The following is a 24,294-nucleotide window of genomic DNA, read 5'->3' as shown; positions in this document are numbered from 1 at the left end:
CACTATTGTGCCTGTTTTCTGCCGGGCGGCGGCGAACGCCTGGCCCGGCCGACAAAAAACGGTCAATCGTCCGGCGCCAGCCAGCAACGCTTTCCCGGTTCGCGCTGCGCTTTGCCGGGCGGCAATGGTGCTGGTGGGTCAGGCAGAATACCCGGTATGTAGCCGGGTAAGCCGCTAGCCGCGACCCGGCGATGCCAGGGAGGGCGCACGTTGTCAGCCGGACATTGACGCCCTTTCCGTTGGTGATTAGCCTTTTACGGTCTTGAAGCCGTGCCATCCGGCGTCCGCGCCATCGTCCATGAAGGAATGCCGCCTTCGCACGGATACTTCGCCGCTTTGGCTTCATCAATATCAATTCCCAGACCTGGCTTGTCGTTCGGGTAGGCATAACCGTGATCTATCTCCGGGCATCCCGGGAAGACATCGCGTAGTGCATCATTCATCGGCGTGTACTCCTGAATACCAAAGTTAGGCGAGCTCAGATCAAGGTGCATGTTCGCGCAGACGCCGACCGGTGAGATATCGCCAGGCCCATGCCATGCAGTGCGCACGCCGTTAAGCTCGCTATACACCGCCAGTTTCTTCGCCGGCGTAATACCGCCGATAGTGCTGACGTGGCAGCGAATATAATCGATCAGCTTATTGTCAATTAAGGGTTTCCACTCATTCACATTCACAAACAGTTCCCCCATGGAGATCGGTGTGGAGGACTGCTGGCGGAGCATTTTAAGCCAGTCGATATTTTCCGGAGCGACCGGATCTTCAAGGTAGAAGAGCTGATATTGTTCAAGCGTTTTGGCAAGATGAATCGCGGTCACCGGCGTCACGCGCTCATGCACGTCATGAATAAACTCAATACCAAATCCCAGCTTGTTGCGCAGATGGTCAAACAGGCGAGGAACACTTTTAGCGTAAGCGTCCGGGTCAAAATAGATTCCCGGCGTTTTGCTGCGCGGGGAACGCTTCGGTTGGATATTTTTCGCCCGCGCCAGCTGGGTCGCAATCAGCTTGAGATCGTCGGTACCCGCGCCGCCATACATGCCCATCTGACAGCGTACATACTGGTATCCCTCTTCCATTCTGGCGCGGATATTGTCTTCGACTTCCACTTCGTCACCGCCATCGGTATGGCAATACAGCGGAATGCCGTCGCGGCATTTACCGCCTAACAAATCATAAACCGGCATGCCCGCGAGCTTACCTTTGATATCCCACAGCGCCATATCCACGCCCGATAGCGCGTTGTTCATAATCGGTCCGTTGCGCCAGTAACCGCTGACCGCGCCAGACTGCCAGATATCTTCAATTCGCGTTGGATCTTTGCCAATGAGAAAAGGCGCCATGTACTCATCGATAGCGCTTTTCACGGCGAAGATTCGCTGGGTAAACGTCGCGCAACCCAGACCATACAGGCCTGGCTCGTTGGTTTCGACCTTCACAACCGCCAGATCAATGCCACCGGGTGCCGTCAGAATCGTTTTCACGTTAGTGATTTTCAGGTTACTCACTTTAACTCCTCAGTTCAGAGAATTAACTGCCTGTCATGCTGCAAGAGAATGCCATCGCTAAACATGTAGGTTGTCCTACAACTTTGCGTTGTTATAACACACCAGCCAGGCGATCGTTCCCTGAACATTTAATTCTGTGATCGCGATCATGCCACAATCACAAATATAAATATAAATCAATCAGTTACGATAAAAAATCGCAATGGAGATGATGGTTAATGCGAGGTGTTTGTGATCCATATTGCAAATTTATTTTTAGCGTATTGCTTTTGCCTCGCCAAAAAACCAATCTTAAATAAGACAGTCGTCATACAAGTAAATTCAACGAGGAAATAAAATGAGCGCATTATTCGATTTAACGGGAAAAACGGCTCTGGTCACTGGATCGGCGCGCGGTCTGGGGTTTGCCTATGCGGAAGGACTCGCCGCTGCGGGCGCCAGAGTGATACTGAACGATATTCGCGAAACGCTGCTGGCGGAGTCGGTCGATGCGCTGGCAAGTAAAGGTTACAGCGCGCACGGCGCGGCGTTCGACGTCACCAGCGAAGAAGCGATTGAGAAAGCGTTTGCCGAACTGGATGCGCAGGACATCCACGTGGATATTTTGATAAACAACGCCGGGATTCAATACCGCAAACCGATGGTAGAGCTGGAGCTGGAAAACTGGCAAAAAGTGATTGATACCAACCTGACCAGCGCTTTCCTGGTCTCGCGCACCGCGGCAAAACGAATGATCGCCCGTCGTTCCGGCGGGAAAATTGTCAATATTGGTTCGCTGACCAGCCAGGCTGCACGGCCCACCGTCGCGCCCTATACGGCCGCGAAAGGTGGGATCAAAATGCTGACCTGCTCCATGGCTGCAGAGTGGGCGCAATTCAATATACAGAGCAACGCCATTGGCCCAGGCTATATTTTGACCGATATGAATACCGCCCTTATCGAAGATAAGCAGTTCGACAACTGGGTGAAAGACAGTAACCCATCGCAGCGCTGGGGTCGCCCGGAAGAATTGATTGGGACTGCGGTCTTCCTGTCCTCAAAAGCCTCTGACTATATCAACGGACAGATTATTTACGTCGACGGCGGCTGGTTGGCGGTACTGTAATCATTTCGCCAATCATCAACCTCCGTGCGTAAATCCTATTTTGGAATAGAGATCATGATAGATAAAATACAAACAAAACTAGCTCCTTTACGTTGGAAAAAGCTAATACCGCTGGCATTTATCACTTATAGCCTGGCCTATCTGGATCGTGCTAACTATGGATTTGGTGCCGCATCCGGTTTAGCGGAAGACCTCAATATCACTCCCGGAATATCATCATTATTAGGTGCTTTATTCTTTCTTGGGTATTTTTTCTTTCAGGTTCCCGGGGGGATTTACGCTGAAAAACGTAGTGCTAAAAAACTGATATTCTGGAGCCTTATTCTATGGGGAATCCTGGCAACCGCGACAGGGATGGTGCATGATGTAAAAGTCCTTGCGGTGATTCGCTTCCTTCTTGGCGTGGCAGAAAGTGTGGTGATGCCCGCGATGCTTGTTTTCTTAAGCCACTGGTTTACAAAGAAAGAGCGTTCAAAAGCTAATACTTTCCTTTTCCTTGGCAACCCTATTACCGTGCTGTGGATGTCCGTTCTTTCGGGCTATCTTGTTGATGCCTTTGGCTGGCGAGGAATGTTTATTATTGAAGGCGTTCCGGCAATTATTTGGGCGGCGATATGGTGGTTTATTTTTGTTGACCGTCCCGCGGATGCCAAATGGTTAACACAACAAGAAAAAAATGATATTGAAGCCGCGCTGGCCGCTGAGCAAACTAACATCAAAGAAATAAAAAACTACAGTGAAGCTTTTCGTTCAGGAAAAGTCCTTTCCCTTTCCTTCATTCATTTTTTCTGGAATATAGGAATGTATGGTTTCATTATGTGGCTTCCGTCTATACTGAAATCAGCATCAGGTTTGAGTATTGTCGCGACGGGTTGGTTATCGGCAGCCCCTTATCTGCTGGCCGTGCCTCTTATGCTAGCCGCCTCCTGGTATTCAGATAAATTTCTGAATCGCAAAATTATTGTTCTGCTCTTTTTAGGTCTGGGCGCAGTCTGCTTTATCGCTTCCTTCACCATCGGTGCCGCCAATTTTTGGTTATCCTATGTGCTGCTGATGATTGCGGGTGGGGCGATGTACACGCCATATGGTCCATTTTTTGCGGCAATACCTGACATGATCTCAAGGAATGTTATGGCTGGAGCGATGGCCTTCATCGTCAGTTTTGGGGCACTTGGCTCATTCGTTGGCTCATGGATTGTGGGCTATCTGAATGGTTTAACCGGTGGGCCAGGCGCTTCGTATATATTCATGGGGAGTTCGCTTGTCCTCGCCGTCTTACTGACTTCAATGACCGCTTTTACCAGTAAAGAGTCCAGCAGTACGAAAGTACAGACTTGTTAATATTCGGCGCCCTAACGGGCGCTTTGTTTTGAAAAATGATATATTACCCGACTGTTTATCACTCACACGGACAGCGATCTTGAGCATAAAATCCATTCAAAAACAGAATGTTGTAAATGAAATTTATGATCAGATAAGCGCAAAGCTGCTGGATGGTAGCTGGCCGCCGGGTAGCCGCCTCCCGTCTGAAGCGGAGCTTACCACTTCCTTTAACGTCAGCAGGGTCAGCGTGCGCAGCGCGGTCCAGCGCTTTCGCGATCTCGGCATCGTCGTCACTCGCCAGGGGAGCGGTAGCTTCGTGAGCGATCACTTTACGCCGCAGATGCTGAGCAACGATCCTCGTCCAATCATGCATCTCAGCCGCGAAGAGTTTCACGACATGATGATCTTCCGCCAGACCGTGGAGTTCAAATGCGTGGAGCTGGCCGTCACCCATGCCACCGAGGAAGATATTCTCCAGCTTGAGCAAGCGCTCAATAATATGCTGATCAACAAAGGCGACTACAAAAAGTATTCTGAGGCAGACTACGCTTTTCACCTGGCTATCGTCAGGGCTTCACACAACAGTGTCTTTTATAATGTGATGAATTCCATTAAAGACATCTATTATTACTACCTTGAAGAGCTTAATCGTGCGCTAGGTATCACCCTTGAGAGCGTTGAAGCCCATATCAAAGTCTATATGTCTATCAAAAATCGCGATGCCAGCACGGCGGTGAAAGTGCTTAACGAAGCCATGTCGGAAAACGTTACCGCGATCGATAAGATTAAGTCTTCGACGAACAGCAACGATTGAGTGACCGTCTTCCCCCCTTCCTGCATCATTTCGTTGCCGGTATGGTTACCGGCAACAGCGGATTTTTATTGCATTAGAAAATTTCCCGATACCGCGATTTAATCTCTTCCAGCTTCGTGTCGCGCGGGTTGCCGCCGGTCGCAGCCTTCAGGTTGGCTGGCATGCTGCTCACCATTTCAGCATCGATGATCGTCACTGCCGGGATACTTACAGTCCCACCGCCTCCTTCTTGTTTTCCTGATATAAAGACTCCGTTATCATGCTGTCTATATGTAAATGAGCAGAAATGCAGAATGTCACGGGAACCAATGAGCACAGTACGGCGTAACGAGAACAATAAACTCCGCTAACTCATTAAAACTTAAAAATGGACATCATAACCTGATGAGCACACTAGAGAATCTTGACGCCCATACCCCGATGATGCAGCAGTATCTGAAGCTGAAGGCTCAGCACCCGGAGATCCTGCTGTTCTATCGTATGGGGGACTTTTACGAGCTGTTTTATGACGATGCCAAACGGGCTTCACAGCTGCTCGATATCTCGCTAACCAAACGCGGCGCCTCGGCGGGCGAGCCCATTCCGATGGCCGGGATCCCGCACCATGCGGTGGAAAACTACCTCGCCAAACTGGTCAACCAGGGTGAATCGGTGGCCATTTGCGAACAGATTGGCGACCCGGCCACCACCAAAGGTCCGGTCGAACGCAAAGTGGTGCGTATCGTCACGCCTGGCACCATCAGCGATGAAGCGCTGCTGCAGGAGCGTCAGGATAACCTGCTGGCCGCTATCTGGCAGGACAGCAAAGGCTTTGGCTATGCGACGCTGGATATCAGCTCCGGTCGTTTTCGCCTGAGCGAACCCGCCGACCGCGAAACCATGGCCGCCGAGCTGCAGCGTACCAACCCGGCGGAACTGCTGTATGCCGAAGATTTTGCCGAATCGGCGTTGATTGAAGGACGCCGCGGCCTGCGCCGTCGTCCGCTGTGGGAGTTTGAAATCGACACCGCGCGCCAGCAGCTGAATTTACAGTTTGGCACCCGCGACCTGGTCGGTTTCGGCGTCGAAAATGCGCCGCGCGGTCTCTGTGCCGCAGGCTGCCTGTTGCAATATGTCAAAGATACCCAGCGCACCTCCCTGCCGCATATTCGCTCCATCACCATGGAGCGCCAGCAGGACAGTATTATTATGGATGCGGCAACCCGCCGTAACCTGGAGATTACCCAGAACCTGGCCGGTGGTTTCGACAATACGCTGGCGTCGGTGCTCGACTGCACCGTGACGCCGATGGGCAGCCGGATGCTCAAACGCTGGCTGCATATGCCGGTGCGCGACACGGCGGTGCTGGTCGAACGTCAGCAAACCATAGGCGCGCTGCAGGAGCGTTATACCGAACTGCAGCCGGTGCTGCGTCAGGTGGGCGATCTGGAACGTATTCTGGCGCGACTGGCGCTGCGCACCGCGCGTCCGCGCGACCTCGCCCGTATGCGTCATGCGTTCCAGCAGCTGCCGATCCTGCGCGAAATGCTGGCCGACGTCAGCTGCGCGCCGGTCCAGCAGCTGCGCGATAAAATGGGCGAGTTCAGCGAACTGCGTGAACTGCTCGAACGCGCAATTATCGACGCACCGCCGGTACTGGTGCGCGACGGCGGCGTTATTGCCCCGGGTTACCATGAGGAGCTCGATGAATGGCGCGCGCTGGCGGATGGCGCCACCGACTACCTCGATAAGCTGGAGATTCGCGAACGCGAGCGCCTGGGGCTGGACACGCTGAAAGTCGGTTACAATGCCGTGCACGGTTACTACATTCAGATCAGCCGCGGCCAGAGCCAACATGCCCCGATTCACTACGTCCGCCGCCAGACGCTGAAAAACGCCGAACGCTACATTATTCCGGAACTGAAGGAGTATGAGGATAAGGTACTGACGTCGAAAGGGAAAGCGCTGGCGCTGGAGAAACAGCTCTACGAGCAGCTGTTCGATATGCTGCTGCCGCACCTTGCCGACCTTCAGCAAAGCGCCAGCGCGCTGGCGGAGCTGGATGTGTTGGTTAACCTCGCCGAACGCGCGGAAACCCTGAACTACTGCTGCCCGACCTTTAGCGACAAACCGGGTATTCGCATCAGCGAAGGCCGTCACCCGGTGGTCGAACAGGTGCTGAAGGAGCCGTTCATCGCCAACCCGTTGAGCCTGGCGCCGCAGCGCCGGATGCTGATTATTACCGGCCCGAATATGGGCGGTAAAAGTACCTATATGCGGCAGACAGCGCTGATTGCCCTGCTGGCCTATATCGGCAGCTACGTCCCGGCAGAGAAGGTTGAAATCGGCCCTGTCGATCGCATCTTTACCCGCGTCGGCGCGGCAGATGACCTGGCAAGCGGCCGTTCCACCTTCATGGTAGAAATGACCGAAACCGCCAATATTCTGCATAATGCCACCGAACACAGCCTGGTGCTGATGGATGAAATCGGCCGCGGGACCTCCACCTACGACGGTCTGTCGCTGGCGTGGGCCTGTGCGGAAAGTCTGGCCAATAAGATTAAGGCGCTGACCCTTTTTGCCACCCACTACTTCGAACTGACCCAGTTGCCGGAGAAAATGGAAGGCGTGGCGAACGTCCATCTTGATGCGCTGGAGCATGGCGATACCATCGCCTTCATGCACAGCGTCCAGGATGGCGCCGCCAGCAAAAGCTACGGTCTGGCGGTTGCCGCACTGGCGGGCGTGCCTAAAGAGGTGATTAAGCGCGCGCGGCAGAAATTGCGCGAACTGGAGAGTATTGCCCCAGGCGTTGCCGCCACGCAGGTCGACGGTACGCAGATGTCACTGCTCTCCGCCCCGGAAGAGACCTCGCCAGCGGTAGAAGCGCTGGAAAATCTCGATCCGGATTCTCTGACCCCGCGTCAGGCGCTGGAGTGGATTTACCGGCTGAAAAGCCTGGTGTAACGCCTGCTTGTTCAGCTGAAGTGACAAAAGGGCAGCCCGTTAAGCGCTGCCCTTTTAGCAAAATAAATGGCTGCGAGAAGCCGTGACCTGACAAGCCATACGCGGGGTTCTCCCCGCGCCGTTGCTTCTTGTGCGATTGGTAAGCGAGAACAGCGTTCAACCCCATACTACGCGCGTTGATATTCAGCGCGCATAATGAGCCGCCTGCCATTAGCATAAATCCCGGCAGCGTAGTCCACGGTATAATGATTGCCGCAGGGGCATATCTTGCCTCCCTGCAAAGAACAGACTGGCATCTGAATTGTTCAGATTCATACGCCAGCCTCAGTGGATAGACATATCTCCTGGGACTTTCGCCTGTCCGGGCCCTGTCAATGCTCAAAGCCAGCCTCAAGCACCCGCCGCTATGCTCTCCCCACCGGCTGGCAAAAATTATCAGACGGAAATAAAACGGGATGGTTTTATTAGCGATTGCGAGAAGGCTCACAAATACTCAGATGCTATTAATCCTTCCCGTCATGTTAATGAAGAAATAGTTTTCATTGATGAGAAAATATAAAAACAGTCCGGTTGTGCGATAAAAAGCGCCATCCGCGTTCCCCCTTCATCCACAAGCTCATGACGCAAAAAAAGTTAGCCCTGGCGCTCGCGTAGAAAATCAATAAAGGCCCGGACCCGGGTCGGGATATGCTGCGCATCCGGATAAACCGCATACACGCCCTGCGGGGGAAAGGTAAACCCGGGCATCACCTGAATCAGTCTGTGCTCCGCCAGTGCCGGCGCCACCAGCCACTCGGGCAACAGCGCAACCCCGCAGCCCGCCAGCGCGAACGCCAGCAGCGCGCTGGCGCTATCCGCCGACAGTCGCGGCACCGCTTTAATGTCAAAAGCCACGCTCTCGTCGCGTGGTCCGGTGAGCTGCCAATGGCGTGGCGCGGACAACCGCTCATGAATAATCCATGCCGCCCGGGCCAAATCTTCAAGCGTCTCCAGAGGATGTTCCGCCAGCCATGACGGCGCGGCAACCGGGACAATTGCAAAACGGGAGATCAGCGCCGCGCGGTAGCGCGAATCCGCCAGCGTTCCGAGGCGGATCGCCACATCAAAACGCTCAGAGATTAAGTCCGCATGGTGCGAGGAGGAGACGTGGCGCACCCGCAGCGCCGGATGCCGCTGGCTGAACTCAGCCAGCGCCGGAATAATCACCTGGGTGCCGTACTCCGGTGTGGTGGTGATACGGAGTTCACCGCTCAATCCGCTATGGCTGGCCCGCACTTCATCCTGCAGGTTTTCCGCCGTTTTCAGTAACGCCAGGCCGCGATGATAGAACAGAGAACCGGCCTCAGTAAGCGTGAGTCGTCGCGTGGATCGTAACAACAGCGTGACGCCAAGTTCGCTCTCCAGCTGGCGCACGTTAAAACTGACCACCGCCTTGGTTTGCCCCAGGGCCGCCGCAGCCGCGGTAAAACTCCCGCTTTCCACCACCGCGACAAACATGGTCATACGTTGCAGATTCAGCATATTCACTTCACTTATTGTCAAAAACTTTCAGACAGTATATCCCCGGATGTCCTGTTTATCCGCCTGTCCCGGCGGCTTAGAGTAGCGGCCTTCTGATGAGGAATAAAAATGACAGTACGCAGCAAGGTCGCCACCGTTTTTTTACTGGGTTTCTTTCTCGATTTAATCAATATGTTTATCGCCAGCGTCGCCTTCCCCGGCATGAGCCGGGCGCTCAACGCCTCCGTCAGTGAACTGGCCTGGGTGAGTAACGGCTATATCGCCGGCCTGACGCTGGTCGTGCCATTCAGCGCCTGGTTGACGCAGCGCTGCGGGGCTCGCCGGCTCTTTATGCTTTCGCTCACGCTATTCAGTGCGGCAGCGCTGGCCTGCGGACTGAGCGACTCGCTGGGCAGCCTGATTTTCTGGCGCGCCCTGCAAGGGATGGGCGGGGGATTGCTTATCCCCGTCGGACAGTCTCTGACCTGGCAGCTTTTCCAGCCGCACGAGCGGGCGAAACTGTCGGCCGCCGTGATGCTGGTCGGTCTGCTGGCCCCCGCCTGTTCTCCGGCAGCAGGTGGACTGCTGGTTGAAACATTCAGCTGGCGCGGGGTCTTCTTTGCCAGCCTGCCCGTAGCGCTGATCACTCTGGCGTTAGCCGGCGTATGGCTAAAAAATGACGACGGCCCGGCACGGCCTTCCCGTTTCTTACATCTGCCGCTGCTGGCCGATCCGCTGTTGCGTTTCGCCATGTTGATTTATCTCTGCGTACCCGGGGTCTTTATTGGCATTAACGTGGTTGGCCTGTTTTACCTGCAGACAATAACCGGCATGTCGCCTTCGGCAACGGGCGCTCTGATGCTTCCCTGGTCGCTGGCGTCATTTGTGGCTATCTCTCTGAGCGGCCGTTTTTTCAATCGCCTCGGCCCTCGCCCCTTTATTCTCTCCGGCTGCCTGCTTCAGGCCGCCGGGATCCTGCTGCTGACCGGCGTCACGCCGCAAAGCTCAATGGCGTCGCTGGTTTTCGCCTTTATCCTGATGGGCGCCGGCGGCAGCCTGTGCAGCAGCACCGCCCAAAGCTGTGCATTTCTCAACATCGCCAATGGCGACATGCCGGATGCCAGCGCACTGTGGAACATCAACCGTCAGCTCAGCTTTTTGGCCGGAGCCGCATTGCTGTCCGCATTGCTGGCGGTCCTGCAGGTTTATTATCCGGCAACACAGGCCTGGCACGGGGTGTTTATCATCGCCGCGTGCCTGACGCTTATCCCGCTTCTGGGCTGCCTGTACCTTAATAACCAGGCGATAGTCACGCGCCTGCATCAAAAAATGGAGATCCCATGAACCCGTATATTCAGGAAACGATCGACGCCCATGTGGCTATTGAACACTGGCTGAGTCACAAACAAGGTGCGGTAGAGGCCTTAATGGCACGCTTTTCCCCTGATTTTTCAATGGTTGGTATCGGTGGAAACGTCATGGACCACCGGGCACTCAGCGCTTTCTTTACGACCGCGGGCGGCAGTCGTCCAGGCTTGAGCATCATCATTGATAGCACGACCACGCTCGCCGAATGGCACGATGGCGCGGTGATATGCTATCGGGAAAGGCAGCGTGTACCCGAACAGAGCGAGACTTTCCGCTGGTCAACGGTCCTGTTCAGGAAAAGTGGAGGGCGCATTTTGTGGCGTCATTTACATGAGACCCGACAGGCCTAGCATGCAAAGAAAAAGGCCCGATCGGACGATCGGGCCTTTTTGAGAGGAAAATTGCTTATTCGCGGAATAGCGCTTCGATGTTCAGCCCTTGTCCTTGCAGGATTTCCCGCAGGCGGCGCAGGCCTTCGACCTGGATCTGACGTACGCGTTCGCGGGTCAGACCAATTTCACGGCCAACATCTTCAAGCGTAGCGGCTTCGTAGCCCAACAGGCCAAAACGACGCGCCAGGACTTCACGCTGCTTGGCGTTCAGTTCGAACAGCCATTTAACGATGCTTTGTTTCATATCATCGTCCTGCGTGGTGTCTTCCGGACCGTTGTCTTTCTCATCGGCCAGAATATCCAGCAGCGCTTTTTCCGAGTCGCCGCCCAGCGGCGTGTCCACTGAGGTAATGCGCTCATTGAGACGCAGCATACGGCTCACGTCATCAACCGGCTTATCCAGCTGCTCGGCAATCTCTTCCGCACTCGGCTCGTGGTCCAGCTTATGGGACAACTCACGTGCGGTACGCAGATAGACGTTCAGCTCTTTGACAATATGGATAGGTAAACGGATGGTACGGGTTTGGTTCATGATCGCCCGTTCAATCGTTTGACGAATCCACCAGGTGGCATAAGTCGAAAAACGGAACCCACGTTCCGGGTCAAACTTCTCAACCGCGCGGATCAGTCCCAGATTGCCCTCTTCAATCAGATCCAGCAGCGCCAGACCACGATTGCTATAACGACGAGCAATTTTCACCACCAGACGCAGGTTACTTTCAATCATCCGGCGGCGTGAAGCCACATCACCACGCAATGCGCGACGGGCGAAATAGACCTCTTCTTCGGCCGTCAGCAGTGGGGAATAACCAATCTCTCCCAGGTAGAGTTGCGTCGCATCAAGCACACGTTGTGTTGCGCCTTGCGACAGAAGATCTTCCTCGGCCAGATCGCTATCACTGGGTTCCTCTTCTACTAAGGCTTTCTCATCGAAAACCTCGACTCCGTTCTCATCAAATTCCGCGTCTTCATTTAAATCATGAACTTTCAGCGTATTCTGACTCATAAAGATGGCTCCTACCCGTGATCCCTGAGCAAAGCACCTTCGCTATACATCATTCAACGACGCCGGACGGAGACTTTTTGCCCCGGTTAAGGGGCTGTTGCGACCGGCCTGGCGTCTGCTAACTGATGTGACGCTTATCCGTACTTCGCCAAATTATCGCTGCGGTAAATACTGCAGCGGGTTGACGGATTTCCCCTTGTAACGAATTTCAAAATGCAATCTTGTAGAGCTGGTGCCGGTGCTACCCATGGTAGCGATTTTCTGCCCCGCTTTGACTTCCTGTTGCTCCCGGACCAGCATTGTATCGTTATGAGCGTAGGCACTCAGGTAATCATCGTTGTGTTTGATGATAATAAGATTACCGTAACCGCGCAGCGCGTTACCGGCATAGACGACGCGTCCGTCAGCGGTCGCGACAATAGCCTGTCCCTTACTGCCTGCAATATCAATACCTTTATTGCCGCCTTCTGCGCCACTAAAGTTCTCAATAACCTTGCCATCAGTCGGCCAGCGCCATGTGGAGATAGGCGAACTGGTTGACGTACTGCTTGCAGTCGGTTGGTTTGTGCTAACAGCGGGAGCCGTCACTGGCGCGACGGTAGTCGTCGTCGCTGGCTTATTGTTCGGCAACATCTTATTAGCATTCTGTTCACCTGAGGATTCAGAATACGTAATAGTTGGTTGTGACGCAACCACTGCGGTCGATTTTTGTGCAGTATTTGAGGCCGCCGTCGCACCTCCGCTTGCCCGTACGCTTGCCGCAGCAACGGCGTTATCACCGGTGATTGGCTGGCCAGCAGAGTTGCCAACCTGCAGCGTCTGACCAACGTTCAGACCGTATGGCGCAGGGATGTTGTTGCGTTGCGCGAGGTCACGGAAATCGTTACCCGTTACCCATGCAATATAGAACAGCGTATCGCCGCGTTTCACGGTATAGGTGCTGCCACCCGTATAGCTGCCTTTCGGAATATCGCCATATTTACGGTTATAGACTATCTTGCCGTTCACGGTCTGCACCGGCTGCTGAGCCATCGGCTGAATCTGCGTCGCAGGGGTCTGAACCGGCTGTACCTGAGGTGTATGCGGAACAATGGCGGATCCTGTTGTCGACGGCGGAGTGATCAGCATCCCGGAATTCGTACCCGAGGATGAGGCTCCACCCGCCGAGCTAACCGGCGCAGGCGGATTATTGGTATTGGTACAACCTGCCAGCCAGAGTGAAACCAGTGATAACGCCGCAATACGGCTTAAGGTAAATTTTGGGCTTCCCGCGCTCATTTATCCCCCAGGAATATGTTAACTGCCAATATCTTGCTTACCGGACAACACCCGGCCAGGACACTGAAAATGTGTCCACCCTACGCCTAAAGTCAGGCAAAAAAAACCTGGATAAATCCGGGTCTCACGCCAGCTCCCCTTGCACCAGGGGAACAAAGCGCACGGCTTCGACGGTATCCATCACAAACTCATTACCGCGACGACGGATCCGTTTCAGAAACTGATGCTCCTCGCCCACCGGTAATACCAGCACACCTCCCTCATCCAGCTGCGCCAGCAGCGCTGGCGGCACTTCCGGCGGCGCGGCGGTGACGATAATCGCATCAAAGGGAGCGCGTGCCTTCCAACCCTGCCATCCATCGCCATGACGGGTTGAAACATTATGTAAATCAAGTTGTTTCAGGCGACGACGCGCCTGCCACTGTAAACTCTTAATCCGTTCGACCGAACACACATGATGAACGAGGTGCGCCAGTATCGCCGTCTGGTAGCCTGAGCCGGTGCCAATCTCCAGCACCCGCGATTCCGGCGTCAGCGTCAGCAGCTCCGTCATCCGCGCCACCATGTAGGGTTGCGAGATGGTTTGCCCCTGGCCGATAGGGAGTGCGGTGTTCTCCCACGCCTTGTGTTCGAAGGCTTCATCAACGAATTTTTCACGCGGTACCAGGGTTATCGCCTCGAGCACGCGCTCGTCAACAATGCCCTGAGTACGCAGCTGATTCAGCAGGCTTTCAACACGTTTGCTTACCATTGTGTTTCCACTCCGACGCGATCCAGCCAGTCGGCCACCATCCCGTGAGCCTGGTGGGCGGTTAAATCAACGTGCAGCGGCGTCACGGAGACATAGCCTTCATCGACGGCCGCAAAATCGGTATCCGGCCCGGCATCGTGCTTCTCTCCCGGCGGGCCAATCCAGTACAGCGTATTGCCGCGCGGATCTTTTTGCGGAATAACCTGATCGGCGGGATGTCTGCTGCCGCAGCGGGTCACGCGAATGCCTTTAATCTGCTCAAGGGGCAGATCGGGCACATTGATATTGAGGATGCGACCGGTACGCAGCGGCTCGCGGCCTAAAGCACGCAGGATAGAGCAGGTAATTGCCGCCGCGGTGTCGTAGTGCTGATGGCCATTCAAGGAGACGGCCAAGGCCGGAAAGCCGAGATGACGGCCTTCCATTGCGGCAGCGACGGTGCCGGAGTAGATGACGTCATCGCCGAGATTGGGGCCGGCGTTAATGCCGGAAACCACGATATCCGGACGGGGACGCATCAGGGCGTTGACGCCGAGATAGACACAGTCCGTTGGCGTCCCCATCTGGACAGCAATATCGCCGTTATCGAAAGTGAAAGTGCGTAGCGAAGATTCAAGAGTCAGGGAGTTCGATGCGCCGCTGCGGTTACGATCGGGTGCAACTACCTGGACCTCAGCAAACTCCCGTAAGGCCTTCGCCAGGGTCTGAATACCCGGCGCATGAATCCCGTCATCGTTACTCAGCAATATTCGCATAGTCACCCGTTGTATTGATAAGTTCCCTTACCACGCTGGTGGCGAAGCTGCCCGCCGGCAGCCAGAAACGCAGTTCAACGGTTACGTCATCCCACCAGTTCCAGCTCATCTGCTGCGGATAGAGCAGCATCGCCCGGCGCGCCGCTTCCACTTTTTCCCGCACCAGCAGAGCCTGGAGCTGCGTCTCTTCTGCAACGGCCGCCTGCTCGGCGGCCAGCGCCTCGCGTTGGCTGCCCCACTCACCGCTTCCCGGTAACGCCGCCGTAATCATCAGTTCACGGTTATCAACCCGCTCCTGCAGCTGCGCACGTTCCTCAGGCGTGGCGACAAACCAGCTCCCGCGCCCCGCTAATTGTAGCGCATCGCCATCAACAACCTGATTAAATTCCGGTTTTTTTAATCTAATACTGACCTGTTGATTAAACAAGCCGCTACGCGCCGCCGACAGCCAAAAACTGCGTTTATTGCGATCGCGAACCGGTGCGCCGCTCTCCGCCCAGCGCAGCGCGCCCAGCAGATTGCTGCCGCCGATACCAAAGCGCTGGGCGCCGAAATAGTTCGGCACACCCTGCGCGGCAATGGCCTGCAGACGCCGCTCGACATCCTCGCGATCGCTAATCTCCCGCAGGATCAGGGTAAACTGGTTGCCCTTCAGCGCGCCGAGGCGCAGCTTGCGTTTATGCCGCGCGTACTCCAGCACCTGGCAACCTTCCAGCTGAAACTGGCTCAGATCGGGCATCTCTTTGCCCGGAAGCCGGGCACACAGCCACTGCTCGGTCACGGCATGTTTATCTTTCTGCCCGGCAAAACTCACTTCACGCGCATGGATTTTAAGGAACTTAGCCAGCGCATCAGCCACAAACCGCGTATTGCAGTCCGTTTTCAGAATCCGTACCAGCAGATGCTCGCCTTCGCCATCCGGCGCAAAGCCAAGATCTTCGACCACCACGAAATCTTCCGGGTTGGCTTTCAGTATCCCCTGCCCCTGCGGTTTACCGTGCAGCCAGGTGAGGTCATTGAAAGCGATCATGGCTGCACCTTATGCAGCAGCGCTACCGCTTCGCAGGCGATGCCTTCACCGCGGCCGGTGAAACCCAGCTTCTCGGTAGTGGTGGCTTTCACGTTGACGTCATCCATATGGCAGCCGAGGTCTTCGGCGATAAAGACACGCATCTGCGGAATATGCGGCAGCATTTTCGGCGCCTGAGCGATGATGGTGACATCCACGTTTCCGAGGGCATAGCCTTTGGCCTGGATCCGCCGCCAGGCTTCGCGCAGCAGCTCACGGCTGTCGGCTCCCTTGAAGGCCGGGTCGGTATCCGGGAACAGCTTGCCGATATCCCCCAGCGCCGCCGCCCCAAGCAGGGCATCGGTCAGCGCATGCAGCGCCACATCGCCGTCGGAGTGGGCCAGCAGCCCTTTTTCATAGGGAACGCGTACCCCGCCAATGATGATTGGGCCTTCACCGCCAAAAGCGTGTACGTCAAAACCGTGTCCAATTCGCATTAAGCCTTCTCCTGGTGTCGGGAACGGGTAAGGTAAAATTCTGCCAGCGCCAGGTCTTCCGGGCGCGTCACTTTAATATTATCAGCTCGGCCAGCGACCAGTTCGGGATGGAAGCCACAGTACTCCAGCGCCGAGGCTTCATCGGTAATGATCGCGCTTTCATTGAGCGCGCGCGTCAGGCAGTCGAGGAGGAGCTCACGAGGGAAAAATTGCGGCGTCAGCGCATGCCACAGATCGTTACGGTCGACCGTGTGCGCAATGGCTACCTTGCCGGGTTCCGCGCGTTTCATGGTGTCGCGTACCGGCGCGGCGAGAATGCCCCCCACGCGGCTGGTTTCGCGTAGCGCCAACAGGCGCTGAAGGTCGTCCTGGTGCAGGCACGGGCGCGCGGCATCGTGCACCAGCACCCATTCGGCTTCAGGCAGCGCCTGCAGACCAGCCAGTACGGAGTCAGCGCGCTCGGCTCCGCCGTCGACGACGGTAATCTGCGGATGAGTGGCCAGCGGCAGCTGGCTAAAGCGGATATCGCCGGGACTGACGGCAATCACCACGCGCTGCACGCACGCGTTCGCCAACAGCGCGGCGACCGCGTGTTCGAGAATCGTTTTGTTACCGATTGAGAGATATTGTTTCGGGCATTCCGTTTGCATGCGGCGGCCAAAACCGGCTGCCGGTACCACGGCGCAAACACCCGGAAAAGTGGCTGCCATGTCGTAATCCTGGGCTTGTTTATCGATTGTTCTGCGCCGACCCCTGGTTGCGCTTAGACGCATCCGGGACCAGACGATAAAATGTTTCGCCCGGGCGGGTCATGCTTAGTTCATTGCGTGCGCGCTCTTCGATCGCTTCCTGACCGCCGTTAAGGTCATCGATTTCCGCAAAGAGTTGATCGTTGCGCGCCTTTAATTTGCTGTTAGTGGCTTGCTGCGCGGTGACGTCGTCATTCACCCGGCTATAGTCATGCAGACCATTTTTACCGAACCACAGCGAGTACTGTAGCCAGACCAGCAAAGCCAATAGTAGCAGCGTTAATTTACCCATTCTGCCCCCTGAAAAACGGCATCATCATCCCATAACTCGCCCGAGTATTTCACTCCGACGCGCGGACGACGCCGCGTAACGCGGGGACTGTAACACATTTCTGTCGCCGATACCCAGGCTTGATTCATACGCAGAAAGGACTATCCCAACAACCAGAGGAACAGCAGACCAAACATCAGCCCCACGGTCAAAATCGTCGCGCAGACGCTGTACAGGAGCTTACCGTTCAACAGCGAGTGCAGCGCAATCCCAACAACCACGGCAACCGGCATTAAGGCGAGAAAAAAGGGCCAGGTATAGAGGAGGAAAAAAAGCGTATTACTGCCATACATGAGGAAGGGAATACCCAGCGCCAGCAGCCATGAAATAAAGCCCACGGCAGCGCCTGACAAAGACCAGGTGGTCTCGTCATGGGCCACCGGTGGTGGTTCTGAGCGAATAATACTGATGTTCTGGGTATTGCGCATATCGAATCCTGTTGACCGGGCGACCGGCATCTCAATGCCGCCGCCGTTTCAGGATCTGATAATATCGCTCTGTCTGAGGAGGTCTAATAGTTGGTGCACCAAATTTGTTACCAATTGTTCACCATCCAGATGAATTTCCGCCTTTTCCGGCGATTCATACACTGAATCAATCCCGGTAAAATTACGCAATTCACCCGCACGCGCCTTCTTGTATAACCCCTTTGGATCCCGCGCCTCACAGATAGCCAGCGGCGTATCGACAAACACTTCGATAAAGCGCCCTTCGCCTAAGCGCTCGCGCACCATCTGCCGTTCGGCACGGTGCGGAGAGATAAACGCCGTCAATACCACCAGCCCGGCATCCACCATCAGTTTCGCCACTTCCCCGACGCGACGAATATTCTCTTTACGATCGCTATCGCTAAAACCGAGATCGCTACACAGACCGTGCCGCACGTTATCGCCATCCAGCAGATAGGTGCTGACGCCCAGCTGATGCAGCGCCTCTTCCAGCGCGCCAGCAACGGTGGATTTACCGGAGCCGGAGAGCCCGGTAAACCACAGCACCACGCCGCGATGGCCGTGGTGCTGTTCGCGCTGCTGCTGGGTAACCGGATGGGCGTGCCAGACGACGTTTTCGTCATGCAGGGCCATTACTTGCCTCCCAGCAGGTCACGCGCGTCCCAGTGCGGGAAGTGTTTACGGATCAGCTGATTCAGCTCCAGCTCAAACGCGCTGAACGCTGATGCTGACGCCTGGCGCTGTTCCAGCGGTTCGCGCACCATACCGGCGCCTACCGTGACGTTGGTCAACCGGTCGATGAAGATCAACCCGCCGGTTACCGGGTTATGCTGATATTTGTCCAGCACCAGCGGCTCGTCGAAGGTCAAATCGACAAGGCCAATCCCGTTCAGCGGCAGCGACTCGACTTCACGCTGGGTCAAATTGTTGATATCAACCTGATAGCGAATGCCGTCGACGCGAGCGCGGGTTTTCTTGCCGGCAATTTTAATGTCATAGCTCTGGCCCGGGGCTAACGCCTGTTCGGCCATCCAGACCACGTCCACGCTGGCGCTCTGTACCGCAGGCAGCGTCACCTGAGCATCCACCAACAGATCGCCGCGGCTGATATCAATTTCGTCTTTCAGTACGATGGTAATCGCTTCACCGGCGCCAGCTTCCTGCAGGTCGCCGTCAAAGGTCACGATCCGCGCCACGCTGGATTCCACGCCCGACGGCAGCACCTTCAGACGCTGTCCGACCTTGACGCTACCGGAGGCCACGGTCCCGGAGAAACCGCGGAAGTCGAGGTTGGGCCGGTTAACGAACTGGACCGGGAAGCGCAGCGGCTGATTTTCCACCACGCGACGAATTTCAACAGTTTCCAGCACTTCCAGCAGCGTCGGGCCGCTGTACCACGGCATGCTGGCACTCTGGGTCGCGACGTTGTCCCCCTCGAGGGCAGAAAGCGGAACAAAGCGAATATCGACATCGCCCGGCAGCTGCTCAGCAAACGAGAGGTACTCTTCGCGAATGCGATTAAACGTCTCTTCGCTAAAATCCACCAGGTCCATTTTGTTCACCGCCACCACCAGGTTTTTAATCCCCAGCAGCGTCGAGATAAAGCTGTGACGACGGGTCTGATCGAGCACGCCTTTGCGCGCATCCATCAGCAGAATCGCCAGATCGCAGGTGGAAGCGCCGGTGGCCATATTACGGGTGTACTGCTCGTGCCCCGGGGTGTCGGCGATAATAAATTTGCGTTTCTCGGTAGAGAAATAGCGATAGGCGACATCGATGGTGATGCCCTGCTCGCGCTCAGCCTGCAGGCCATCCACCAGCAGCGCCAGATCCAGTTTCTCACCCTGCGTACCGTGACGCTTACTGTCGTTATGCAGCGATGAGAGCTGATCTTCGTAAATCTGCCGGGTATCGTGCAGCAGGCGGCCAATCAGGGTACTTTTCCCGTCATCGACGCTGCCGCAGGTCAGGAAGCGCAGCAGGCTTTTGTGCTGTTGCGCGTGCAGATAAGCTTCTACGCCGCCTTCATTAGCAATTTGTTGGGCAATGGTCGTGTTCATGGCGGCTCCTTAGAAATACCCCTGACGTTTCTTCAGCTCCATGGAGCCGGCCTGGTCGCGGTCAATCATACGACCCTGACGCTCGCTGGTGGTGGAAACCAGCATCTCTTCAATAATCTCCGGCAGCGTTTGCGCATTGGATTCCACCGCGCCGGTCAGCGGCCAGCAGCCTAAAGTACGGAAGCGCACCATCTGCTTTTTGATCATCTCGCCCGGTTGCAGATCGATACGATCGTCATCAATCATCATCAGCATACCGTCGCGCTCAAGCACCGGACGTTCGGCCGCCAGATACAGCGGAACGATTTCGATATTTTCCAGATAGATATACTGCCAGATATCCAGCTCGGTCCAGTTGGAGAGCGGGAAGACGCGGATGCTTTCGCCCTTGTTAATCTGGCCGTTGTAGTTGTGCCACAGCTCCGGACGCTGGTTTTTCGGATCCCAGCGGTGGAAACGGTCGCGGAAAGAGTAGATACGCTCTTTGGCGCGGGATTTTTCTTCGTCGCGACGGGCGCCGCCAAACGCAGCATCAAAGCCGTATTTGTCCAGCGCCTGCTTCAGACCTTCGGTCTTCATGATGTCGGTGTGCTTGGCGCTGCCGTGAACAAACGGGTTAATCCCCATCGCCACCCCTTCCGGGTTTTTGTGCACCAGCAGCTCGCAGCCGTAGGCTTTGGCAGTACGGTCGCGGAATTCATACATCTCGCGGAATTTCCAGCCGGTATCAACGTGCAGCAGCGGAAAAGGCAGGGTTCCCGGATAAAACGCTTTACGCGCCAGATGCAGCATGACGCTGGAATCTTTACCGATGGAGTACATCATCACCGGGTTAGAGAATTCGGCGGCCACCTCGCGAATAATGTGGATGCTTTCAGCCTCCAGTTGCCGCAGGTGAGTGAGTCGTTTTTGGTCCATAACCGTTCCTTAAGCCAGATTCACCACAGAGGCGTTAAACGCATCTGCTTGAGTTGTTTGTTGAAACCAGGCGAGCTGATGGTGTAATTGCACCACTTCGCCCACGACCAGCAGAGCGGGCATCGGGGCATCTTTCGCCAGCTCTTCGAGCTGCTGTAATGTGCCCGTTATCGTTTGCTGATCGGCGCGGGTACCGCGAGAAATCACCGCCACCGGCGTATTACTATCCCGACCGTGGGCGATCAGCTGTGCGCTGATTTCCGCCGCTTTCATCGTGCCCATGTAGATAGCCAGCGTCTGACGGCTTTGCGCCAGTAGCGACCAGTCGTGCGCGGCGCTGTCGGCCTTGTAATGACCGGTGACGAAGGTGACGCTCTGGGCATAATCGCGATGGGTCAGCGGAATGCCGGCATAGGCCGTCGCCCCGGCAGCAGCCGTTACGCCCGGAACCACCTGAAATGGAATTCCTGCGGCCGCCGCCGCCTGTAGCTCTTCGCCGCCGCGTCCGAAAATAAACGGATCGCCGCCTTTCAGGCGCACCACCGTTTTGCCTTCTCGCGCCGCTTCGACCAGCATCTGGTTCGTTTCATGCTGCGGCACCGAGTGTTCGCCCGCGCGCTTACCCACGCAGATCATCTCGGCATCGCGGCGCACCAGCTCGCGGATCTCCGGCGTCACCAGATGGTCATAAAACACCACGTCCGCCTTCTGCACCGCCTGCAGGCCGCGCAGCGTCAGTAGCCCTGCATCGCCCGGCCCGGCGCCGACGAGAATAATTTCACCCAGCCGTTTTTCCGGATGATGCAGTTCTTCTTCCAGCACCTTATCGGCGGCGGCTTTATTTCCGGCAATCATCAGACTGGCAAAGCGGCCATTGAAGACCCGCTCCCAGAAGCGCCGACGTGCTGCCGTCGTCGTCAGATGCGTTTTGATATGATGCCGCCAGTAGCTGGCCGCCTCGGCGACGCGTCCCAGGTTGGTGGGCAGCAGCGCTTCAATTTTTTCGCGAATCAGCCGCGACAATACCGGTGCCGAACCGCCGGAGAATATCGCTATCAGCAGCGGAGAACGGTCCACGATGGAGGGAAACACCACCGAACAGAGCGGCTGATTATCGACAACGTTCACCAACCGGTAACGGGCGTTGGCGGCAGCGGAAACTCGCTGATTGAGCGCGTCATCGTCAGTCGCGGCAATCACTAAAAAGACGTCGTCCAGCTGTGGTTCTTCAAACGCGTGGGCCCGCCACTGAATCTCCTGGCGTTCAACCAGAGCGGCAACCTCTGCAGATAATGCTGCCGCCACGACCTGTACGTTGGCTCCTGCCCGGCGCAAGAACATAATTTTGCGCGCCGCAATATCCCCGCCGCCAATAACCAGCACCGGTTTTTCTTTCAGTTCGGCAAACAGGGGCAAATAGTCCACGTTGCAACAACTCGCTTACAATCAGTCATAGAGCGACTATAGGGTGCTGTTTAGAGCAAATGAAATTACTAAATGGAATGAGTAGTTACCCAAAAGAATAACGACCTGAAAAAGCAAATATCAAAAAGTGCTTAACGCGCGATTTTTCCGCTATTTAAGAGCAAATGAAATTGTTTAACCGCAGTCACAGTTTCATACTATGAGCGTTAAATTTTTCCCTCGAGAAAGGACCCCCGCTATGTTTTCCGCGTTGTGCCGCCGCCTCCTTCCCCTGGCGCTTGGCGCAGGTTTTGTCTTCTCCGCCCCGGCTTTCAGCGCCATGGGCGAAACCGCAAATACCCAGGCTCGTCATATCGCGACTGTTTTTCCCGGAAGAATGACCGGTTCGCCCGCTGAAATGCTATCGGCGGACTATGTGCGTCAGCAGTTTGCCCAAATGGGCTATCAAAGCGATATCCGCAGCTTCCATGCGCGCTATATCTACAGCAATACGGATAAACGGAAAAACTGGCAAAACGTTACCGGCAGCACCGTCATTGCCGCCCACGAAGGTGCGGCACGCCAGCAGATCATCGTGATGGCACATCTCGATACCTATGCGCCGATGAGTGATGCTGATGTAGAACGCAACCTTGGCGGCCTGACCCTGCAGGGCATCGACGATAATGCCGTCGGCGTGGGCGTATTGCTGGAGCTGGCCGAGCGGTTGAAAAATGTGTCCACTCACTATGGCATTCGCTTTATCGCTTCAAGCGGTGAAGAAGAAGGGAATCTCGGCGCGCAAAATATACTGAAGCGAATGAGCGATGCAGAGAAGAAAAATACGCTGCTGGTGATCAATCTCGATAATCTGGTGGTTGGCGATAAGCTCTATTTCAATAGCGGGCGCAGCACGCCCGCCTCGATTCGCAAACTCACCCGAGACCGCGCTCTGGCTATTGCGCGCAGCAAAGGGATTGCCGCCTATACCAATCCTGGCCTCAATCATGATTATCCGCAGGGCACCGGCTGCTGTAATGACGCCAGCATATTTGATGGCGCAGGGATCCCGGTCCTGTCCGTGGAGGCCACGAACTGGTCTCTGGGTAAGAAAGATGGCTCTCAGCAACGCAACAAATCCGCCTCCTTCCCGCGAGGAACCAGCTGGCATGACGTACAGCTGGATAACCAGCAGCATATTGATAAAGCGCTGCCGGGTCGTATCGAACACCGCAGCCGCGATGTCGTCAAGGTGATGCTGCCGCTGATAAAAGAGCTGGCGAAGGCAGAAAAGCAGAGCTAATCCACTGCCCGGCGATATGAAAAGCCCTCGTCGTTCAGACTGAGGGCTTTGTCTTAGCACAACCGTCGTCGGTGATTTAGCCTTCGTGCAGCCCGCACTCGCGCTTCAGGCCGAAGAAACGGGTCTCTTCTTCTGCCATCCCCGGTTCCCATTTGCGGGTGGTGTGGGTATCCCCTACCGAAAGATAGCCCTGTTCCCACAGCGGATGGTATGTGAGGCCGTGCTTTTGCAGGTACTGATAGACGGTACGGTTATCCCAGTCGATGATCGGCAGCACTTTAAAGACCCCGCGCTGAATGGCCAGCACCGGGAGCGTGGCGCGGCTGCCGGACTGTTCCCGGCGGAGCCCCGCAAACCAGGTTTGCGCGTTCAGCTCTTCCAGGGCCCGGTTCATCGGTTCGACTTTGTTGATCTCATTGTATTTCTCAATGCCTTCAACGCCCTGCTCCCACAGCTTACCGTAGCGAGCCTCCTGCCAGGCGGCGCTCTCCTTCGCCCGATAGACCTTCAGGTTCAGCTTGAGCTTATCCGTTAACTCGTCGATAAACCGGTAGGTTTCCGGGAACAGATAGCCGGTATCGGTCAGAATGACCGGAATATCCGGCCGTACCTGATTGACCAGATGCAGGCTCACCGCCGCCTGAATACCAAAGCTCGAAGAGAGCACGTATTCGCCCGGAAGGTTTTCCAACGCCCACGCCACGCGCTCTTCCGCGCTCAGCTTTTCCAGCTGGCTATTGGTTTCCGCCAGTTGCAAAATGCGATCGACCTTCGGTAATTCGTTAAGGACATTTAGATCGAGTACGGACATAAAGACCTCATTTGCCT

The 24,294-nt window shown here is 55.8% G+C and carries 25 protein-coding genes; 8 read left to right on the top strand and 17 right to left on the bottom strand.

From position 1 onward, the window contains the following. Positions 1–7 precede the first annotated feature (7 nt). On the top strand, positions 8–178 hold the full coding sequence (locus AC007G_RS07310; RefSeq protein ID WP_164673321.1) for a hypothetical protein: 171 nt from the start codon (positions 8–10) through the stop codon (positions 176–178). A 76-nt stretch (positions 179–254) separates the two neighbouring features. On the opposite strand, the gene AC007G_RS07305 is transcribed toward AC007G_RS07310, so the two are convergent. Then, positions 255–1,508, bottom strand: coding sequence for an enolase C-terminal domain-like protein (locus AC007G_RS07305; RefSeq protein WP_032696767.1), 1,254 nt, complete (start codon positions 1,506–1,508; stop codon positions 255–257). A 337-nt stretch (positions 1,509–1,845) separates the two neighbouring features. On the opposite strand from AC007G_RS07305, the gene AC007G_RS07300 reads away from it, so the two are divergent. From AC007G_RS07300 to AC007G_RS07290, 3 genes are all read left to right on the top strand, one after another. Then, a complete protein-coding gene (locus AC007G_RS07300) occupies positions 1,846–2,613 on the top strand; it encodes an SDR family oxidoreductase (RefSeq protein WP_032696766.1) in 768 nt (255 codons plus the stop codon). Between the two features lie 54 nt (positions 2,614–2,667). After that, positions 2,668–3,954, top strand: coding sequence for an MFS transporter (locus AC007G_RS07295; RefSeq protein ID WP_077267058.1), 1,287 nt, complete (start codon positions 2,668–2,670; stop codon positions 3,952–3,954). A gap of 79 nt (positions 3,955–4,033) precedes the next feature. Continuing rightward, complete coding sequence (locus tag AC007G_RS07290) at positions 4,034–4,750, top strand: FadR/GntR family transcriptional regulator (protein WP_032696765.1); 717 nt, start codon at positions 4,034–4,036, stop codon at positions 4,748–4,750. A 73-nt stretch (positions 4,751–4,823) separates the two neighbouring features. Here the strand turns inward: AC007G_RS07290 and AC007G_RS07285 are convergent, their stop codons facing one another. Further along, positions 4,824–4,946, bottom strand: a complete 123-nt coding sequence (locus tag AC007G_RS07285; protein WP_257213423.1) for a hypothetical protein — start codon at positions 4,944–4,946, stop codon at positions 4,824–4,826. A gap of 188 nt (positions 4,947–5,134) precedes the next feature. Between AC007G_RS07285 and mutS the strand changes: the two genes are divergently transcribed. Further along, complete coding sequence (gene mutS / locus AC007G_RS07280) at positions 5,135–7,696, top strand: DNA mismatch repair protein MutS (protein ID WP_032696764.1); 2,562 nt, start codon at positions 5,135–5,137, stop codon at positions 7,694–7,696. Positions 7,697–8,329: 633 nt separating this feature from the next. On the opposite strand, the gene AC007G_RS07275 is transcribed toward mutS, so the two are convergent. Further along, on the bottom strand, positions 8,330–9,217 hold the full coding sequence (locus AC007G_RS07275; RefSeq protein WP_047663419.1) for a LysR family transcriptional regulator: 888 nt from the start codon (positions 9,215–9,217) through the stop codon (positions 8,330–8,332). 108 nt (positions 9,218–9,325) lie between these two features. Here AC007G_RS07275 and AC007G_RS07270 point away from each other — a divergent pair, with 108 nt between their 5' ends. Together AC007G_RS07270 and AC007G_RS07265 are read left to right on the top strand one after the other, a co-directional pair. Continuing rightward, on the top strand, positions 9,326–10,540 hold the full coding sequence (locus AC007G_RS07270; protein WP_046853515.1) for an MFS transporter: 1,215 nt from the start codon (positions 9,326–9,328) through the stop codon (positions 10,538–10,540). Beyond that, entirely contained in the window at positions 10,537–10,914 is a 378-nt protein-coding gene (locus AC007G_RS07265) for a DUF4440 domain-containing protein (RefSeq protein ID WP_032690969.1), read from the top strand. The genes AC007G_RS07270 and AC007G_RS07265 overlap by 4 nt, the downstream gene beginning before the upstream one ends. 55 nt (positions 10,915–10,969) lie before the next feature. Here AC007G_RS07265 and rpoS read toward each other — a convergent pair whose 3' ends face one another. From rpoS to cysG, 13 genes are all read right to left on the bottom strand, one after another. Then, entirely contained in the window at positions 10,970–11,962 is a 993-nt protein-coding gene (gene rpoS, locus AC007G_RS07260; protein WP_004866938.1) for an RNA polymerase sigma factor RpoS, read from the bottom strand. 153 nt (positions 11,963–12,115) lie between these two features. Beyond that, the gene (gene nlpD, locus AC007G_RS07255; RefSeq protein WP_032690968.1) at positions 12,116–13,240 is read right to left on the bottom strand and encodes a murein hydrolase activator NlpD; all 1,125 of its coding nucleotides are present in this window, start codon (positions 13,238–13,240) and stop codon (positions 12,116–12,118) included. Positions 13,241–13,364: 124 nt separating this feature from the next. Then, entirely contained in the window at positions 13,365–13,991 is a 627-nt protein-coding gene (locus tag AC007G_RS07250; RefSeq protein ID WP_004866942.1) for a protein-L-isoaspartate(D-aspartate) O-methyltransferase, read from the bottom strand. Further along, positions 13,985–14,746: a 5'/3'-nucleotidase SurE gene (gene surE / locus AC007G_RS07245; RefSeq protein ID WP_032690967.1), complete on the bottom strand. Its 762-nt coding sequence runs from the start codon at positions 14,744–14,746 to the stop codon at positions 13,985–13,987. The genes AC007G_RS07250 and surE overlap by 7 nt, the downstream gene beginning before the upstream one ends. Continuing rightward, positions 14,727–15,776, bottom strand: coding sequence for a tRNA pseudouridine(13) synthase TruD (truD, locus tag AC007G_RS07240; RefSeq protein ID WP_032690966.1), 1,050 nt, complete (start codon positions 15,774–15,776; stop codon positions 14,727–14,729). The genes surE and truD overlap by 20 nt, the downstream gene beginning before the upstream one ends. After that, positions 15,773–16,252 carry a 2-C-methyl-D-erythritol 2,4-cyclodiphosphate synthase gene (ispF, locus tag AC007G_RS07235; RefSeq protein ID WP_032698907.1) on the bottom strand — a complete coding sequence of 160 codons (480 nt, stop codon included), beginning with the start codon at positions 16,250–16,252 and terminating at the stop codon, positions 15,773–15,775. Before ispF ends, truD begins: the two co-directional genes overlap by 4 nt. After that, complete coding sequence (gene ispD, locus AC007G_RS07230; protein WP_032690964.1) at positions 16,252–16,962, bottom strand: 2-C-methyl-D-erythritol 4-phosphate cytidylyltransferase; 711 nt, start codon at positions 16,960–16,962, stop codon at positions 16,252–16,254. The genes ispF and ispD overlap by 1 nt, the downstream gene beginning before the upstream one ends. Before the next feature lie 19 nt (positions 16,963–16,981). Then, positions 16,982–17,293 (bottom strand): cell division protein FtsB, encoded by a 312-nt coding sequence (gene ftsB, locus AC007G_RS07225; protein ID WP_032690963.1) that lies wholly within the window; start codon positions 17,291–17,293, stop codon positions 16,982–16,984. A 140-nt stretch (positions 17,294–17,433) separates the two neighbouring features. Beyond that, the gene (locus AC007G_RS07220; RefSeq protein WP_032690962.1) at positions 17,434–17,760 is read right to left on the bottom strand and encodes a DUF3561 family protein; all 327 of its coding nucleotides are present in this window, start codon (positions 17,758–17,760) and stop codon (positions 17,434–17,436) included. A gap of 48 nt (positions 17,761–17,808) precedes the next feature. Next, a complete protein-coding gene (cysC, locus tag AC007G_RS07215; protein WP_032690961.1) occupies positions 17,809–18,414 on the bottom strand; it encodes an adenylyl-sulfate kinase in 606 nt (201 codons plus the stop codon). Further along, a complete protein-coding gene (gene cysN / locus AC007G_RS07210) occupies positions 18,414–19,841 on the bottom strand; it encodes a sulfate adenylyltransferase subunit CysN (protein ID WP_032690960.1) in 1,428 nt (475 codons plus the stop codon). The genes cysC and cysN overlap by 1 nt, the downstream gene beginning before the upstream one ends. A 9-nt stretch (positions 19,842–19,850) precedes the next feature. Then, a complete protein-coding gene (cysD, locus tag AC007G_RS07205; RefSeq protein ID WP_004866959.1) occupies positions 19,851–20,759 on the bottom strand; it encodes a sulfate adenylyltransferase subunit CysD in 909 nt (302 codons plus the stop codon). 9 nt (positions 20,760–20,768) lie between these two features. Continuing rightward, complete coding sequence (gene cysG / locus AC007G_RS07200) at positions 20,769–22,175, bottom strand: siroheme synthase CysG (protein ID WP_167394814.1); 1,407 nt, start codon at positions 22,173–22,175, stop codon at positions 20,769–20,771. 247 nt (positions 22,176–22,422) lie between these two features. Between cysG and AC007G_RS07195 the strand changes: the two genes are divergently transcribed. Then, positions 22,423–23,466 carry an aminopeptidase gene (locus tag AC007G_RS07195; RefSeq protein WP_032696759.1) on the top strand — a complete coding sequence of 348 codons (1,044 nt, stop codon included), beginning with the start codon at positions 22,423–22,425 and terminating at the stop codon, positions 23,464–23,466. Between the two features lie 76 nt (positions 23,467–23,542). Here the strand turns inward: AC007G_RS07195 and cysH are convergent, their stop codons facing one another. Next, the gene (gene cysH / locus AC007G_RS07190; RefSeq protein WP_032690957.1) at positions 23,543–24,277 is read right to left on the bottom strand and encodes a phosphoadenosine phosphosulfate reductase; all 735 of its coding nucleotides are present in this window, start codon (positions 24,275–24,277) and stop codon (positions 23,543–23,545) included. Positions 24,278–24,294: the final 17 nt, after the last annotated feature.

It is taken from the genome of Klebsiella sp. CSG-1 (genome assembly GCF_056521145.1).
This window is presented reverse-complemented; position numbering and strand designations above follow the sequence as displayed.